The 17,165-nt window shown below is 68.4% G+C and carries 12 protein-coding genes and 1 riboswitch; of the genes, 2 read left to right on the forward strand and 10 right to left on the reverse strand.

Annotated features, from left to right (window positions below):
• Positions 1-49 precede the first annotated feature (49 nt).
• A riboswitch (cyclic di-AMP (ydaO/yuaA leader) is annotated at positions 50-186 on the forward strand.
• Between the two features lie 3 nt (positions 187-189).
• Positions 190-1,254 carry a coiled-coil domain-containing protein gene (locus V6V89_RS17790; protein ID WP_334620256.1) on the forward strand — a complete coding sequence of 355 codons (1,065 nt, stop codon included), beginning with the start codon at positions 190-192 and terminating at the stop codon, positions 1,252-1,254.
• 37 nt (positions 1,255-1,291) lie between these two features.
• On the opposite strand, the gene V6V89_RS17795 is transcribed toward V6V89_RS17790, so the two are convergent.
• The 9 genes from V6V89_RS17795 to V6V89_RS17835 form a co-directional block, all read right to left on the reverse strand.
• Entirely contained in the window at positions 1,292-3,667 is a 2,376-nt protein-coding gene (locus V6V89_RS17795; protein ID WP_334620257.1) for a glycoside hydrolase family 65 protein, read from the reverse strand.
• Positions 3,664-4,407 carry an HAD family hydrolase gene (locus V6V89_RS17800; protein WP_334620258.1) on the reverse strand — a complete coding sequence of 248 codons (744 nt, stop codon included), beginning with the start codon at positions 4,405-4,407 and terminating at the stop codon, positions 3,664-3,666. Before V6V89_RS17800 ends, V6V89_RS17795 begins: the two co-directional genes overlap by 4 nt.
• Before the next feature lie 60 nt (positions 4,408-4,467).
• Complete coding sequence (locus V6V89_RS17805; RefSeq protein WP_334620259.1) at positions 4,468-5,991, reverse strand: multicopper oxidase family protein; 1,524 nt, start codon at positions 5,989-5,991, stop codon at positions 4,468-4,470.
• A gap of 650 nt (positions 5,992-6,641) precedes the next feature.
• A complete protein-coding gene (locus V6V89_RS17810; RefSeq protein WP_334620260.1) occupies positions 6,642-7,511 on the reverse strand; it encodes a hypothetical protein in 870 nt (289 codons plus the stop codon).
• Between the two features lie 54 nt (positions 7,512-7,565).
• On the reverse strand, positions 7,566-8,864 hold the full coding sequence (locus tag V6V89_RS17815) for an ABC transporter ATP-binding protein (RefSeq protein ID WP_334620261.1): 1,299 nt from the start codon (positions 8,862-8,864) through the stop codon (positions 7,566-7,568).
• Between the two features lie 226 nt (positions 8,865-9,090).
• Positions 9,091-11,241, reverse strand: coding sequence for a bifunctional glycosyltransferase/CDP-glycerol:glycerophosphate glycerophosphotransferase (locus tag V6V89_RS17820; RefSeq protein ID WP_334620262.1), 2,151 nt, complete (start codon positions 11,239-11,241; stop codon positions 9,091-9,093).
• Between the two features lie 47 nt (positions 11,242-11,288).
• Positions 11,289-13,085, reverse strand: a complete 1,797-nt coding sequence (locus V6V89_RS17825; RefSeq protein WP_334620263.1) for a DUF5941 domain-containing protein — start codon at positions 13,083-13,085, stop codon at positions 11,289-11,291.
• Positions 13,085-13,831, reverse strand: a complete 747-nt coding sequence (locus V6V89_RS17830) for an ABC transporter ATP-binding protein (RefSeq protein WP_334620264.1) — start codon at positions 13,829-13,831, stop codon at positions 13,085-13,087. Before V6V89_RS17830 ends, V6V89_RS17825 begins: the two co-directional genes overlap by 1 nt.
• Positions 13,832-13,839: 8 nt before the next feature.
• Positions 13,840-14,649 carry an ABC transporter permease gene (locus V6V89_RS17835; protein WP_334620266.1) on the reverse strand — a complete coding sequence of 270 codons (810 nt, stop codon included), beginning with the start codon at positions 14,647-14,649 and terminating at the stop codon, positions 13,840-13,842.
• A 341-nt stretch (positions 14,650-14,990) separates the two neighbouring features.
• Here V6V89_RS17835 and V6V89_RS17840 point away from each other — a divergent pair, with 341 nt between their 5' ends.
• Positions 14,991-15,194 (forward strand): PspC domain-containing protein, encoded by a 204-nt coding sequence (locus V6V89_RS17840; protein ID WP_334620267.1) that lies wholly within the window; start codon positions 14,991-14,993, stop codon positions 15,192-15,194.
• Positions 15,195-15,252: 58 nt separating this feature from the next.
• On the opposite strand, the gene V6V89_RS17845 is transcribed toward V6V89_RS17840, so the two are convergent.
• Complete coding sequence (locus tag V6V89_RS17845) at positions 15,253-17,136, reverse strand: arabinofuranosyltransferase (protein ID WP_334620269.1); 1,884 nt, start codon at positions 17,134-17,136, stop codon at positions 15,253-15,255.
• Positions 17,137-17,165 lie beyond the last annotated feature (29 nt).

A 17,165-nucleotide genomic window follows, 5' to 3' on the forward strand; every position in this document is an offset into this window, starting at 1 on the left:
CGGTAAGCTTTCCGACGGTCTCCGTTCGGCGGCGCCCCCACGGCGCCGGCGGTGATCGTCGCCTAATCGCCCGAATGGGCGAGCCGGGGAACCAGAGTTCCACCGGGGTGAATCCGCGCGAGCGGTAGGGATCACTTCCATCCCGAACCCGTCAGCTAACTCGGTAGGCGGCCGATGGAAGGAACATGCATGACGGCATCTGTACGCCGCCAGCGCTGGACGCTGGGCGTCGCACTGATCGCTGCCGTGGTCGCCATCACCAGCGTGGTCGGCCTCGGCTCCGCGGCTTCCGCCGCGCCAGTTGGCCTCGCGCCAACCCCTACGGCGCCCGGCGACGAGGGCGGCACTCCGCTCATACGCGACGTGATCGCCAGGGCCAGCCAGGGATACGCCGACGCGAAGCAGGCTGTCGACAAGTCTCAGAAGCGCCAGCTCCAACTCCAGCTCGAGCTCACCAAGGCTGAGGCGAAGATCAAGGAGATGGAGCCCGAGGTCGCGCTCATCGCGTCCGCCTCGTACCGCAGCGGCCGGGTCGGCGTCGTCTCCATGCTGCTCAACAGCTCCTCACCGGACTTGTTCCTGGACCGAGCGATGACGCTCGACCTGCTCGCGCAGCGCGACAACGCGAAGATCGCCACCCTCAAGGAGGCACACGACCAGGCGAAGCGGGCCAAGGATGCAATCGACGTGGAACTCGCCGAGCAGCAGAAGCAGCTGAGCCTCATGGCCAGGCAGAAGAAAGAAGCGGAGATCGCGCTCAAGCAGGTCGGCGGACAGTCCACCGGCGGTTTTGTGGTCGCGTCCTCGCCGAAGGCGAAGCCGGCGCCCCGCGACAGCGATGGCGGGTTCTCGGGGCAGGGATGCAACGTCAATGACCCGACCAACCCCGGCAGCGGCTGCGTCACGGCCCGGACGCTGCACATGTACAACGAGACGCGACGGCTGGTCCCCGGTGCCAAGGAACGGTTCGTGAACTGCTTCCGGTCCGGCGGTCCGTACGAGCATCCGAAGGGCCGGGCGTGCGACTGGTCTTCGGAGCGCGGGAGTTTCGGCGGTGACGCCAGGGGCGCCGACAAGACGTACGGCAACAACCTCGCCGCGTTCTACGTGCGCAACGCCGACCGCCTCGGCGTCATGTACGTGATCTGGTACCGGCAGTTCTGGTCACCGGCGACCGGCTGGAAGTACTACAGCGGTTCCGGCGGCGACCCGTCCAGCGACCATACGAACCACATACACGTGTCGATGCTGTGATTCGAGGGGCGGGGATGAGATCCCCGCCCCTCGCTTCTCAGGACGTCTTCTCGGGCGTCCGGCGGGCCGGCGCGCGACCCCACGGCTGCCGCGGCGACGGGCCCACGGCAGGCAGCGGCGGCACCGACATGACGACCGGCTTGTCCGACGTGACCGTGATGGCCTCGCCGTGGTGCAGCAGCTCCAGCTCGGCACCGTCGTGGCCGTCCCGCAGCGAGTACGTCACCTCGTCGCGGTCGACGTCGACACGCACCCGCAGCCCCCGCCACAGCAGCGAGAACTCCAGCTTGCTGATCCGGCTCGGCAGCCGTGGAGCGAACGACAGCGCACCACCGTGGTCGCGCATGCCGCCGAGCCCACAGACCACCGCGATCCACGCCCCGGCCAGCGCTGCCATGTGCAGGCCCTCCCGGGTGTTGTTGTGGATGTCGTGCAGGTCCATCAGCGCGGCCTCGCCCAGGTAGTCGTGGGCGAGCTCCATGTGGCCGACCTCGGCCGCCAGTACCGCCTGGGTGCAGACGGACAGGGACGAGTCCCGCACCGTGCGCGCCTCGTAGTACGCGAAGTTCCGCGCCTTCTGCTCAGGCGTGAACGCGTCACCCCGCCAGTGCATGGCCAGCACGATGTCGGACTGCTTGAGCACCTGCTTGCGGTACAGGTCGAAGTACGGGTAATTGAGCAGGAGCGGGTAGGCGGTCGGTGGGGTCGCGGCGAAGTCCCACTCCTGCAGCCGGGTGAACCCCTCGCACTGCTGGTGTACGCCCAACTCCTCGTCGTACGGGACGTGCATGGCCGCGGCGGCGTCGCGCCACGACGCGGCCTCTTCCTCGTCGACGCCCAGCCGGCGGGCCTGGTCGGGGTGGCGCAGCGCGGCATCCGCCGCGCCGACCAGGTTCCACCGCGCCATCAGGTTCGTGTACACGTTGTCGTTGACGACGGCGGTGTACTCGTCTGGGCCGGTGACCCCGTCGATGTGGAAGATGCCGTGCCGGTCGTGGTGTCCCAGCGAACGCCACAGCCGTGCCGTGTCGACCAGGATCTCCAACCCGACCTCGCGCTCGAAGTCGTAGTCGCCGGTGGCTGTCACGTACCGGATCACCGCGTCGGCGATGTCGGCACCGATGTGGAACCCGGCTGTGCCCGCCGGCCAGTACCCGGAGCACTCGTGCCCGCGCACGGTGCGCCAGGGGAAGGCGGCGCCCTTGAGCCCGAGCGTGCGGGCGCGTTCGCGGGCGAGGTCGAGGGTGGCGTGGCGCCATCGCAGGCCGTGCTTGACCGCCTCGGGTTGGGTGTACGTCAGTACCGGAAGCACGAACGTCTCGGTGTCCCAGAAGACGTGGCCGTCGTACCCGGGCCCGGTCAGGCCCTTGGCCGCGATCGGCCGCTGCTCCGCGCGGGCGCCGGCCTGGAGCACGTGGAACAGGCCGAACCGGACCGCCTGCTGGACCTCGGGGTCACCCTCCAGCCGCACGTCGGCGGCGTCCCAGAAGGCGTCCAGGAACTTGCGCTGCTCGTCACGCAGGCCGTCCCAGCCGGAGAAGCGAGCACTGGCGATCGCCGCACCGACCTGGTCGCGCAGCGCCGGCAGCGAGCGCCGGCTGGACCAGCCGTACGCCAGCAGCTTGACCACCCGCAGCTTCTCGCCGGGCTGGAGCAGGCAGGCGACGGTGGTGCGCGCCCAGTCCGGGTACGCCTCCGTGCTGACCGACACCTTCTCGGCGCCGTCGACCACGTGGTCCATGGCCGCGGCCATGCGCAGGCCGCTCTTCTTGGTGCGGTGGATCAGCAGCCCACTGGACCCGTTCGAGAGGTGCTCCTCGGCCTTGAGCGGGGCCTTGAGCACCGCGGCGACCCGAGGGTCCTTCCGGGTGGCCGGCAGCTCCTCGTTGGCGACGAGCTCGGACTGGAGGATCAGCCGCAGCGGCTTGTCGTCGGCCGCCTCGACCTCGTAGCAGATCGCCGCGATCGCCCGTTGGGTGAACGACACCAGCCGGGTGCTGTGCACCCGGACGGCCCGGCCAGCCGGCGACACCCATTCGACCGTGCGGTCGAGCGTCCCCGACTGCATGTCGAGCACCCGTTGGTGCGTACGGACCTCGCCGTATCGCACGTCGAAGGGCTCGTCGTCGACCAGCAGGCGGATCAGCTTGCCGTTGGTTACGTTCACAACGGTCTGGCCGGACTCCGGAAAGCCGTAACCGGCCTCGGCGTACGGCAGCGGCCGCAGCTCGTAGAACGAGTTCAGATATGTGCCCGGCAGACCGTGCGGCTCGCCCTCGTCAAGGTTGCCGCGCAGGCCGATGTGCCCGTTGGACAGCGCGAAAACCGATTCAGATTGGGCAAGCACATCAAGGTCGAGCCGGGTCTCCCGGACATGCCATGGCTCGACCGGGTAGGCCCGCTCACGGATCATGAAGTCTCCAGCAACTCACTGAGGTCGCGCACGACGACGTGGGCGCCGTGCTTGTATAGATCGTCGGCCTGGCCGACGCGGTCGACGCCGATGACGTGACCGAAGCCTCCGGCGCGCCCGGCCTCGACTCCAGCCAGTGCATCCTCGAATACGGCCGCTGCCGTGGGCGCGACGCCGAGCAGCTTAGCCGCGTCAAGGAAGGTATCGGGGTACGGCTTGCCGCGTAGGTTGTCGCGTCGGGCAACGATGCCATCGACGACGACCTCGATCTCGCCAATGAGACCCGTAACCGTGAGAATATCGCGGCAATTGGCGCTTGCCGAGACCACTGCGCGGCGCAATCCGGCGGCGCGGGCCGCTTTCATGTACGCCACCGAGCCCTCGTACACCTGGACGCCATCGTCACGGATGCGGCGCAGGAGAATGACGTTCTTCCGGTTGCCGACGCCGTTGACGGTCTCCGCCTCCGGCGGGTCGTCGGGCGTGCCCTCCGGCAGGACGATCCCTCGGGAGCCGAGGAACGTGCGCACACCGTCGGCACGGGGGCGGCCATCGACGTACCGGTTGTAATCACTGCCGGGGTCGAACGGCACGAACGGCTCCCCGGTCTCGGCTGAGCGAGTGCTCAGGAAGGCGTCGAATGTCTCCTTCCACGCGGAGTTATGAACCTTTGCGGTCTGCGTCAGCACACCGTCCAGGTCGAACAGACAGGCGGTAACGCCTTCGGGGAGGCCCAGCACAACGGAGAGAGTAACCGCTGAGCCCCCGCCGAAACCGCCATCGTGTGCGGCTCGCCGCAATTACTGTCCGTGATTGTGGCTCGAACCGGTCGGCGGCCGCCCGGCCTCCTGCCCCGGCTCCACCACCACGAACTGGCCCATCATTCCGGCGTCTTCATGGGTGAGCAGGTGACAATGGAACATATACGGCATATCCGGATCAGCATAATCCGCAAATCGGGCAACAATCCGTACCGTGCTTCCCTGCTCCAAAAAGACGGTGTCCTGCCATCCCTGAAATTCCGGGGACGGCGGCTGCCCGTCGACCGAGAGGACCTGGAACTGCACGTCGTGGACGTGAAAGTTGTGCGGCGTCCCATCCAGCTTGGTCAGCTCCCAGATCTCGGTCGTGTCCTTCGTGATCACCGCGTCGATCCGGCTCATATCCATCTTCTGACCGTTGATGTTTCGCCCGGCGAGCCGGAATTGCCGGGTCTCGACGGCACCCGCAGGGTCGATCGGCTCGAACGGCGCCAGCGTCGCCGGCAGGTCCGCCGACGGTTCCAGGTCGTCGGCGGCACGCAATTCGAGTACATCGAGCGTGTCGCCGCCACCGGTGAACCGCCGATTGAAGAAGTCGGTGCCCTGGTCCTCCGGGAAGCTGCGCAGCGTCACCCGCTCACCAGGCCGCATGGCGACCACGATCTCGGCCCGGTCCCCCGGCGACAGCCGCACACGGTCGGTGGCGATCGGCGCCGGCAGCAGGCCGCCGTCCGTGCCGACCATCGCGAATTCACGGTCGTCGACCACGCCAAATGCGTACGTGCGGGCGTTCGAGCCGTTGACCAGCCGCAGCCGGACCCGCTCGGTGTACACGTCGAGGTACGGCGCCACCGTGCCGTTGACCAGCACCGTGTCCCCGAGCACGCCGACGCCGCCCAGGCTGTCACCCTCCGCGAACTGGCCGCCGTCGTCGAACTTGCGGTCCTGCACGATCACCGGGATGTCGTCGACGCCGTACCTGTTGGGCAGCGCTTTGTTGCCGCCGTTCTCGTCGTCCACGATGAACATGCCGGCCAACCCCCGGTAGACGTGCTTCGCGGTCTTCCCGTGTGGATGCGGGTGATACCAGAGGGAGGCGGCGGGCTGGTTCACCGTCCAGGTCGGCGACCACGTCGCGCCCGGCCGGATCGACTGGTGCGGCCCGCCGTCCATCACAGCCGGCAGGTGCATGCCGTGCCAGTGCACGCTGGTCTCCTCATCCAAGCCGTTGACGACGTTGACCAGCACCTTCTCGCCACGCTTCGCCCGCAGCGTGGGGCCGAGGTAGTCGCCGTTGAAGCCCCAGGTGCGGGTGACACCACCCTCGCCAAAGTCTCGCCGGCCCTCCTGCGCCCGCAGGTCGAAGACCCGCCGACCCTGATCGTCGACCCGCGACTCGGCCAGCGGCGGTATGGCCAGCTTGTGCGCGAAGTCGATCTCACCAGCGGTGTCGACCTTCGCGCGGCTCCACGCCCAGCCGCCCAGCGCCGCCCCGCCCCCGCAGCAAGCGAGGAGCACGAGGGCCAAGGTCACCAGTACGACCGTCCACCGCCGCCGCTTCACGACAACCTCCTCGATAGGTCCACCTTCTACATGTAGCTTCCCTACCTATCGGCGCCGCGTCCACCCTTCACCACCGACCTCAGGGTGGATTCAGGGCCACCCCTACCCACCTCCGCGCTCTATTTCGGCGATCAAGGGCAGATGCACGTGGTTCGATCTCAAAACCGCGTGCACTTGCCCTTGATCCACGCGATGTCCCTTGATCTGTGACGCGCCTCGCGGGCTCGGACGCGTCGCCGTCCGGACCGCGCGGCAGCGGCAAGTCCCAGTCTCGGGGGCCCGCTGGAGTCGGGCCAGAAGTTCCGCTCGAATCGCCGGCCGCGAGCCGCAGACCAACCCGCTCTTCCGCCCGGCGACAGGGCACAACTCGCCGAGTTCGGGCGCTATTTCAGCCTTGACTCGGCAACCTCGCCCATCGCGTCGGGCCGTAGCGCGGTCCGTCGTGGTTCGTCGCAGCTCGCCGGGACGGGCGGACACCATGCCAGCGCGGCCACGCCGATCGCGCGGCCATCGATCAAGGGCAAGTCCGTCGATCAAAGACGAACGCACGCGGATCCGAGATCAAACCACGTGCGTTTGCCCTTGATCGACGGAAGAGGGCGGCCCGGCTGGGCCGGGGCGGCGGGGCGGGCGGGCGGGGGCGGGCGGGGTTACAGGTGGGCGATGGTGCGGATGATTTCGGCGTAGAAGTTGCCCTCGATGCTGCGGAACAGGGCGAACTCCTGCCCCGGGTTGCCGAAGAACGGCCGCAGCGTCCACGCGAGCTGCGTGCCCACGAAGCCGAACAGCAGGATCCAGATGTACAGCAGCGTCATGCTCGCCGGCCGCTGCTCGCCCGCGGGCCGCTGGGGGCGGGGCGCGTACGACTGGAACTGGGGCGGCGGCGGAGCCACCGGCAGCGCCGCGACGGGCGTCGGAGCGGCCACTGTGGACGCGCTGTCACCGTTGGCCGCGACCGCGACGAGCGCCGGCTCGGGCACGGACTCGACGGGTGCCGCCGGGGCAGGAGCCGCGGGCTTCAACAGGCCGGCCTCGTTGAGCACCTGCATGCCGCCGGTCAGGAACCGCAGCCCCACCAACGCCGACAGCGTGAGGATCGCGACGTTGAGCAGCTTGAAGAAGCCGTAGTCCGGTGCTGTGATCAGGAAGAAGAGGCTGATCGGCGCGAACGCCAATGCCAGCATCGCGGTGACTGTAATCGCCGTCATCACCAGCGCGAGCGACTGCCGCACCGAAAGCCGGGCGCCGAAGACCAGGTTGAACAGGTACAGAGTCGGCAGGCAGATCGCGAGCGTGACGAGGAAGAGCAGCGGAAGCTTGACGGCTGACGTGACCGCCATCAGTACACTGTGGAACGAGCCGAGCACCGCGCCGTACGCGGCAAGGGCGATGGCCGAGCTGGCCAACATGTTGACCGTGAGGCTGTTGAGGTCGCGCTCGGCGACGATCTGCTGCCAGATGCTCTGCCGGTCGCGCAGGATGCGCTCGATGACCAGTACTCCGGAACCGTTGGCCGACACAGGAAAGGTCCTTTCCGTCAGGACAGTGTCGGAGACGGTAGAGCACCGGGCGGGCTAGCGCCACCCCACATCGATGCGGTCGCCGCGCTCATCGAAGAAGTGCAAGGCGTCCATACGTACCGAAATAGCAAGAGGATGCCCCGATGACACCGCCGGATACGGCGCCAGCCGGACCGCCAGTTCCGCCGGACGGCGGTGGTGGCGTCCGGGGTCGCTGAGCACGCTGGTGCTGCCGGACGCCTCATCGCTGCGTGCGCGCGGCTCGCCACGCCCGGTCAATCGCTGCACGACGTGGCCGAAGCGGCGGAACCGGCTGGACCCGCTCGTGGGCTCGGACGCCGCGCCGCCTATGTCGTCGACCACGATGGCCGTGGCGCCGATGTCGAGAAACGCCAGCGACTCGTGGCCATGGTGTTCGAGATACCGGATGCGGCCCTGGAGCACATCGCCCGGCGTGCCGGGTACCACCGGGGTGAGCGCCTCGGCCCGCATGCCCACGATGATCCGCTCACCGTGGTAGTGCGCGACCGCGCGCGCCCGGATGTCGTCCCATGGCAGGTAGAGCGCCTGCTCGCCGAAGTTGAGGGCGACGTACCGGTCGAGGTGCACATAGACGGAGGCTTCGAGCAGGTTCATCCGCGGGCTGCCCAGGAACGCTGCGACGTAGAGGGTCGCGGGTCGCCCGTACACCTGGGTGGGTGTGCCGACGTCCTGCAGCACGCCCCGCCGCAGGATGGCCACGCGGTCGGCCATGGTCAGCGCCTCGGCCTGGTCGTGCGTCACGTAGATGGTGCTGACGCCCAGCTCGCGCACCAGGCCGGAGATCTCGGCGCGCAGCTCGGCGCGCAGGCCGCTGTCGAGGTTGGACAGTGGCTCGTCCATGAGGAAGAGGCCCGGCCGGCGGACGATCGCGCGGCCCATCGCGACGCGCTGGCGCTGGCCGCCGGAGAGCTGGTTGGGCTTGCGGGCGAGCACGTCGCCGATGCCGAGAGCGCTCGCCACGTCGGCGACCCGCTCACCGCGGGGGCCCTGCTCGACGCCGGAGAGGCGGAGCGGAAACCCGATGTTGTCGCCGACGGTCATGTGCGGGTACAGAGCGAAGTCCTGGAACACCATGGCGATCCGCCTGTCGCGTGGCGGAAGATCGTTAGCCAGTTCGCCATCGAGTAGTATGGCTCCGCTGGTGGGATCTTCGAGGCCGGCTACCATGCGCAGAACGGTCGATTTGCCGCAACCTGACGGCCCGAGGAGCACCATGAACTCGCCGTCGTTGACGTCGAGGTTGACGTTGTCGACCGCTACCGTTCCGTCGGGAAACACCTTCGTGACGTCTTTGAGCGCGACGGTGGTCACCGTCACCTCCCCGCAGCATCGTTGCCGGCCCCCGAATAGGTAACTGTGACGAGCGTTACGGCTCTAGCCCATCGGGTAAACGTGCCATGTTGCTGGTGTAACAGGTGATTACCGTCCAGTTCAGACGGCTCTACCCGATTGACCAGGTACCCAGCACGGAATAGCGGCACACGAAAGCGCTTAACAATTGGCACAGTGGGACCACAGAAAGTGGCCCCACATGTACTCAGCGCTCGCCGAGGAGGACGCGTCGCACGACGTGCTCGGAGGCGTGACCGTCGTCGCGGTGGCAGAAGCGCCGCCGGAAGTCGGCCCGCGCCTTGGCCGCCGCGTCGCTCTCGTACGAGCCCGACCGGAAGACGTCGAGCAGGTCGGGGAAGGTCAGCGCCACCGCGCCCGGCGGCTCCTCGGTTACGTCGAAGTACACGCCGCGGACCAGCTTGTACTGCAACCAGTCGGGCGCGTAGATGACGATCGGCCGGTCGAGCACGCCATAGTCGAACATGACAGAGGAGTAGTCGGTGACCAGCACGTCGGAGACGAGGTACAGCTCCTCGACCGACGGGTACGCGGACATGTCCTGCACCCGCTCGCGCCCGCCAGCGGCGAACGGCCCGCCCTGACGGTCGCGGAAGTAGTGGCTGCGCACCAGCAGCCGGGTGTTCGGCCCCATCGCCTCGACGAACTCGTCGACGTCGAACGGCGGCGCGTACCCGGGCCGGTGCTCGCGGTGCGTCGGCGCGTACAGCACGACCTTCTCGCCCGGCGCGATGCCGAGCTTGCGCCGCAACTGGGCGACCTCGTCGGGCGTGGCCTTGACCAGCCGGTCGTTGCGCGGGTACCCGGTCTCCAGCGTCTGGTAGTCGCACGGGTACGCCCGTTCCCACATCTGCGTGGTGAACGTGTTGGCGGTGACGCTGAAGTCCCAGCGGTCGGCGCGCGCCATCTGCGCCTCGAAGTCCGGGTCTTCGACGCCGCCCATGTAGGCCCGCTGGTCGACGCCCATCACCTTGAGCGGCGTGCCGTGGTGGGTCATCACGTGCACCGCGCCGGGCCGCTTCCGCACGAAGTCCGGCCAGTTCACGTTGTTGATCATCCAGCGGGCGCGAGCCAGTGTGCGGTAGTACTTCATCGTGCCGGCCACCACGTAGTCGACGCCCTGCGGCATCGTGTCGGCCTTGTCGCGACGGACCACCCAGACGCCCCGCACGTCCGGCGCGAGCTCGCGGCCCTTCTCGTAGACGGCGGCGGGGTTGCACGACATCCCGCGGTACCAGTAGGCGGCGTAGACGGCCAGCTTCCGGTCCATCGGCAGGAGCATCTCGGCCCGGTAGTACGACTCGTAGACGAGGTCGCGGGCCGCCTTGACCACCGTGCGCGCGTTCTTGCGCACCTTCTGGTACAGCCGGTAGGCGACCCGCATCGAATGGAACGTGCGTTGCCGGCCCTTCGCGACCAGCCGGTGCTTGACACCTTCCATGCCCTCGGGCACGGGGTAGCCGCCCGCCGGCAGGTACCGGTGGTAGTGGTCGTACATCTCCTGGAAGAACTTGCCGCGCAGGTGGCGGGGGATGCGCTCCTCGTTGCCGCGCACCATCAGGAAGTGCCACATCATCCGGCGGAACAGCAGCGGCCGCAGCTCGGCCGCGCCCGGCCAGGAGTCGTCGAGCGATTCGAACACCTGCGCCCAGTTCGGGAAGATGGCGAAATGCCCGTCGCTGAGCGTCTTGGTGGCCGCACCCTGCCGGCGCTGGCGGTAGTAGACGCAGACCTTGTCGAGCAGGCTGATCCGGTCGGCGGCGGCCAGCAGCTCGTACGTGTAGGGCACATCCTCGTACCAGCCGGAGCGGAACTGGAAGCCCACCTTGTTGAGCAGCGACCGGCGAACGATCTTGTTCCACGGTACGTGGAGGATCTCGATGGTCTCCGGCCACTCATGCAGCGCGAAGACCTTCGGCGCCAGGTGGAACCGGCGACCGATCCAGCTCGGCCGGAACTTGCCCTCCCACGAGACCTTGGCGTGATCGACGATCAGCACGTCGGCGTCGGTGGCGCGCAGGCGATTGGCGATCGAGCGCAGCGATTCCGGCGCCAGCCAGTCGTCGCTGTCGACGAACCACACGTACTCGCCGGTGGCCTCCGCCACACCGAGGTTGCGAGCCGGGCCCTGCCCCTGGTTAGTCTCCTGTGTGATCACCCGCAGCCGTGGATCGCGGGCGGCGTATTCGGCCAGGATCTCACCGCTGCTGTCGGGCGAGCAGTCGTCGATCGCGATCACCTCAATGTCGGTGAACGTCTGATCGAGGATCGAGTCCAGGCACTCGCGCAGGTAGCCCTGCACCCGGTAGACGGGAATGACGAGGCTGAGCAGGGTCATGTATCGCGTCCTTCGTAGCCGCCACGGGAACCGGTGGTGAACACAGCCTATCGAGAAGGCTGTCCCGATCTTCCGGGAAGGGCCCAGGTTCGTACGACATCTGACAGCAACACCACGGCGAGGTACGTCGTTAATGCGCCAAACACGACGGTGGCGAAGCCGGAAGCGGCTCCGATCGCCAGGACCAGCATCCGCCCGTCCCAGCCGAGGCTGAGCCAGTGCAGCGGTGGTGCGCCGAGCCGCTTCTCCAGCCGGGCCGTCAGGTCATAGTGGTGCAGCGCCAGCACCATCAGCAGGCCGTACACGAGCGACCGCGGCACCTCGAACGCCGCGCCGACCGCGATCACGAAGAGGAACTCGACGGCCCGCAGGGCGGCCGGCACCAGCCAGTCGAGCGCGCCCTCGTGCGGCGCGGCAGCGGGCAGCCCGGCCACCAGCACGAGCGCCACGGCCGCGGCGAGCACGCTCCACCTGTTGATCTCATCCGGGACCAGTAGCAGGGCGGCCGCGCCGAGCGCGGCCACGACGGCCGCCGCCAGCGGCGGGATGGACCGCCGGCCGAGGAACCGGGCCGGCACGCCGTCGTCGCGATAGCGGGTCGTGTTGACCGTCGCCAGCACCGGCACGCGCATCGCGCGCGCTCGCATCGTGCGCAGAAGCAGGGTGTACGCGGCCGCGAGCCCGCCCCACGCGAGCACCGCCAGCAGCGCCACCCGCTGATCGAACAGCGCCGCCGCGAGCGCCAGGACCGCCCACCGCTCGCCGATGGGAAAGACGACCGTGCGCTTGAGCCAGTACGCGATCGAGCCCTGGTCGGCCTGCACCCGGTTGGAGAGCGAGCTGAGCCGCCCAGTTGCCGCCGCCGAGCGTGACGCCGCCTCGTCGTGGAGGGCGCCGTACCAGGTGTCGGTCTTGTGCCGCACGGTCTGCAGGGTCAGCGCGGCGATCGCCAGTGCCCAGCCGTCGCCGAGGTCGGTCCGGGTCGCCCCGATCGCCAGACCCGCATAGACGACGTACTCCTTGGCGCGGTCGGCCATTGTGTCCAGCCAGCCGCCGAACGCGCTGAAGTGCCGCGTGTACCGCGCCACCTGGCCGTCGACGCAGTCCAGCACGAAGCCCAGGTAGAGCAGCACCGCGCCGGCCACGAGCGCGGGCCGGCCACCCGCGGCGAAGAGTGCCGCCGCGGCGACCGCGAACGCGACCGAGATCGCCGTGACCGCGCTCGGTCCGAGCCCCAGCCGGGCCGACCAGCGGGTCAGCCACGGCGACCAGGTGCTCACGAAGTACGTGGCGAAGAAGTCGTCTTTCTCCTTGACCGCGAGGCGCAGCTCGGCGGTGTCGGAGTCGACCGCGGCCACCTTGGCCTCGGCGGCCGCCCGATCGGACGGCGTACTGGCCCGGGTCGCCACGAGCAGGCGTACCCGCTGGGTGAAAATCGTGGTCCCGGTGCCGAACAGGGCCGCGGGCAGCGCGTCGAGCCCGCCCGGCGTCGCCCCTCGCGCGGCCGCGACCAGGGCGGGAAGGTCATCGGCGCCCACGCGGAGAGCGCCACCGAAGGCGGCGGTCGGCGGGCCCGGCACCAGCCGGCCGCGCTCCTCGCGCACGTCGGCGGCGCCTTCCGGGAGCAACAGGGCCACGGTCGGCCCGACCGGACTCGTCGCGAGATGCCTGAATACCGCGGTGTGCGCCACCACGTCGTCGGCGCACAGCAGCAACGGCTCCTCGGCGGCGCTGGCCACCTTTGCCAACCCGTCGAGGTCGGTGACGTTGACCGCGTCACGGGCACCCGCGGCGCGGAGCTGATCAGCGAGTTCCGGCCGTTCGCCGACGACTACTCCAAGCATCAGCGACGGGCGCCCGCGTTGTACGCGCCGAGGGCCTCGGTGACCGTACCGTCGATCTTGAGAAGACCGCCGTCGAAGTACAGTCCGCGCTTGCAGAACCGGGTCAGGTCACCTTCGTTGTGGGAGACCAGCACTAGCGTGCGACCCTCGGCCAGCAGCCGTTCCATGGTCGCGTAGCACTTCTTGCGGAACTCCGCGTCGCCCACCGCCAGCACCTCGTCGACCAACAGGATCGGGTGCGCGAGCTGCGAGATGATCGAGAAGCCGAGCCGCACCTTCATGCCGGACGAATAGTGCCGCACTGGCGTGTCGATGGCCTTTTCGACCTGGTCGCCGGCGAACGCGATGATCTCGCTGAACTTCCGCTTCAACTCGTTGGGCGTGAGCCCGTGCAGCGACCCGACGAGGTGCACGTTTTCGCGACCGGTGAGGTCGTTGGAGAACCCCGCCGACAGCTCCAGCAGCGGCGCCACCGCACCCCGTACCTTGATCGAGCCCTCGTCGGGGATCAGCACACCCGCGATCAGCCGGAGCATCGTGCTCTTGCCGGTGCCGTTGCGCCCGATGACACCGATCGCTTCGCCCGGCTGTACGTCGTACGTCACGTGCCGCAGCGGCCAGAACTCGTCACCGCGCGGCTGCCGGCCACCGCGGTGGATGATCATCTCGCGCAGCCGCAACTGCCGGCGCCGGTTTCTCACGAACCGGATGCCGAGATCACGGGCCTCGATAATGGGCTGGGACACGGCCCCCCTCAGAGCTCCTTCAGAACGGCCGGCTCAAGGTTACGGAAGACCCACCAGCCGATGAGCAGGGACACCAGGCTGCCCACCGCGGCGATGATCGTCAAGCGCAGGTCGAACTCAGCCGGGTACCACACCGCGTGATGCAGCTGGAAGATCCCGACCAGCGGATTCAGGTCGTACAGCCACTTCACCCAACCGGGCATCGACGAATTCTGCACCAGCGCGAGCGGGTAGATGATCGGCGTCGCGTAGAACAGCACCCGGGTCAGCAGCCGCATGAACCGCTCGACATCGCGCAGCAGCACGTTGAGCGAGGAGAGCAGCAGCGAGACGCCGACCAGCAGCGCCGCCTGGATCAGAATGGCCAGCGGCAGCGCGAGCATCGACCAGCGCAGCTTGAACTCGCCGAAAATGATCGCCAGAATCACCAGGATCGGCAGCCCGGCGACATATTCCGCGAAGCGACCGATCACCCGGCCGATCGGGAAGACCTCGCGCGGCACCTTCATCGTGGTGATCAGCCGGGCCTGGCCGGTGAGCGCGCTGGTCGCCTCGGAAATGGCCGAGTTCGTCCACATCCAGGCGAAGATGCCGGTTATGAGGAAGAGCGGGTACGAGTCCTTGGCGGCGCCCAGGTGGTGACCGGTGTTGTAAAGGACACCGAAGACGAACCAGTAGATCAAACCCATCGCGAGCGGCTCAATCAGCGACCACAGGTAGCCCAGGACAGACTGCTGGTACTTGACCGCCAGATCACGTCGAACGAGCAGGCGCAGCGCGTTGCGATGCGACCACACCGCGACGACACTCGACGTCACGGGCGCCTCCCGTTCATCAAAAATCAGAGGAATACACCGCCGCGCGTCAGCGCTGGGCGCCGCTGGCGGTGCATGGCCCAGCGGAGCTGTCGACGCGGACCGCCTTGACGCGGCTTAGGTTAGCAGCCGGTTAATCCCGGGTGTTAACGCCTAAACCCACCGCAGCACCCTCGTCGTGATCAGGGCGGGAGTCGGCATGCGGGTCGGGCGTACGGGACGTGCCCTACGGGTACGGGGAGGTGTAATACGCCTCGCGGCCGAGGGCGGGGCGGCACGCCGTTCGTACGGTGGAAACAGCCGCGGCGAACACCCCGCCGCCCGACGTCAAGGAGTTGACGACCATGAGTCGCAAGCTCGTCCGACCTCGCGACAACCGCATGATCGCCGGCGTGTGTGCCGGTCTCGCGCGCCGCTTTGGCATGTCGGCCGGGATGATGCGCCTGATCTTCCTGGTGTCGTGCCTGCTGCCGGGGCCGCAGTTCCTCATCTACATCGCGCTGTGGATCGTCCTGCCGAGCGAGGACCGCTACGCCACCGCGCGTTAGCCGTGCCGGATGGCACTCGCTCCCGCCGCTTGGTGCCGTCTGCGGCGGCGCGTGCTGGCTAGGGCTTGCGGACGCAGACCACGACGTCTTCGGGCAGGTCGTCGACGACCGTCCAGTGCTCGGTGGAGAACTGCTCGCGCTGGAACCGCAGGTTGTCCCACTGCCAGCCGTTGGCCCGCTTCCGCAACACGAAGACGTCGATGGGGCCGAACTTCGTGTTTGCGGAGGCGGCGGCGAACGCCTCGGGATCGGTGGTCTCCGACAGGCGGGTCACTTCGGCACGGCGTTCGGGCCAGCGCGAGAGCGACCCCGCCCCTTCGACCGGGATCGCCACGTAGGCGGGCCAGGGCAGATATGAGAAGAGCCGTTCGTCGACGGTCAGCGTGACCAGGCGCGCGTCGGGACCGCGGGCGTCAGCGACGGCCTTCTTGATGGGGTCGATCGGAAACCAGCGCCGCCGGTTGTCGGTGGGAGCGAACACCGGGTACTCGCCATTGGGCAAGGGCTCGTTGTGCGCGTCCCAGGCGTACCGCTGCCCGGTGTACAGCTCGGCGTTTTCCTTGGGCATCCACTCTTCGGTGTAGAAGCTGGCGGACCAGGCAAGGGCGACGGCGAGCGCGGCGGCACCGGCGGCGCGCGGCGCGGTGAGCCGCAGCCGCCGCAGGATGATCGGCACGGCGTGCGCGACCGTGAGCACTCCGGCGATGGCGAGCAGCACGGTGTAGAGCCGGACGGTGTAGTGCAGGAAGAAGGTGTGCTCGGTGAAGACGAAGCGCACCATGTTGATCACCCGGTAGGCGTACACGCCGAGCACCAGGAACAGGATTGGCTTGGCCCACCACGTGGAGCGGTAGAAGAACAGCAGGCCGGCGAGGCCGACAAGCTGGAGCAGGCCGAGCGGGGTGAGCTCCAGGAACGGGAACAGGTTTTCGTTGATCCCGGCGGAGACGAAGAGGTCGGAGACCAGCTCGCCGTTCTGGGTCAGCATCGCCCACGCGTACGGGATGACGTACCAGGCAGAGACCGCGAACGCGACCAACGACATCAGCACGAGGCGGCGGATGTACGCCTTGCGGTCGGTCTCGGCGCGGAAGGTCACCACGATCAGCGCCACGATCGCGAAGACCGAGTAGATGATCCACGCCTGGTAGACCACGATCATCAGGCCACCGAGCAGGCCCGAGAGCAGCCAGTGCATCCGCGCCTTCGGCGGCTTGCCGAACGTCTCCAGCGCCCACGGCACAAAGATCGAAAGGGTGATGACCTCGAACGCCTTGCGCGGATCCGCCCAGGTGACGAACGCCAGGGCGGAGATAGCGAGGGCGACCCAAGGGCCGACGTGGCGCCGCCACAGCAGGAACGCCACGAGCACCGCGGCCGACGTGATGAGCACCTCGGCGTCGGCGAGCAGCCGCCAGGCCTGCGTGTCGAACACGACCGCGCCACGCCCGATCAGCCACGCGTAGAGCGGCGGGTACTCCGACACCAACCCCGGAATCGGGTCGGACGGCTTCGTCGTGGTGGTGTAGTGCGTGACGATCGCTGACATGCGCATCATGTCGCCGGCCACGCCGCCGAACCCGAACGGCGTGCCATAGAGCGAGGTCCGTAGGAGCAGCACCACCCACGCGGCGGCCAGGCCACCCGCGGCACCAGCGACCAGCTCACCGGTCCAGCGCAGCCCGACCAGGAAGAGCGCCCCTGCCAGGATCAGCGCGGCGGTCAGCGGTATGGCGTACCCGATGTAGGAGAACGGGTCGTACTTGAAGTAGCTGGGCGCGAAGAACGCCACCGGGGTGGCCACCAGCCACACGAGCACCGCGATGGTGCCCGAGTTGGACAGCCAGGCCAGCCACCGCCGCCGGGGTGGCGGAGGAGAGGCGGGAGGAGCCGCTGGCGGAGCCGCCGGTGACACGGCCTCGTCCGTGGTGCGCAACGCCATGTCGCCCGACACTCCCCCGTCGTCGTCCG

The sequence above is a fragment of the Micromonospora sp. CPCC 206061 genome (genome assembly GCF_036906915.1).
Lineage (GTDB): Bacteria > Actinomycetota > Actinomycetes > Mycobacteriales > Micromonosporaceae > Phytohabitans.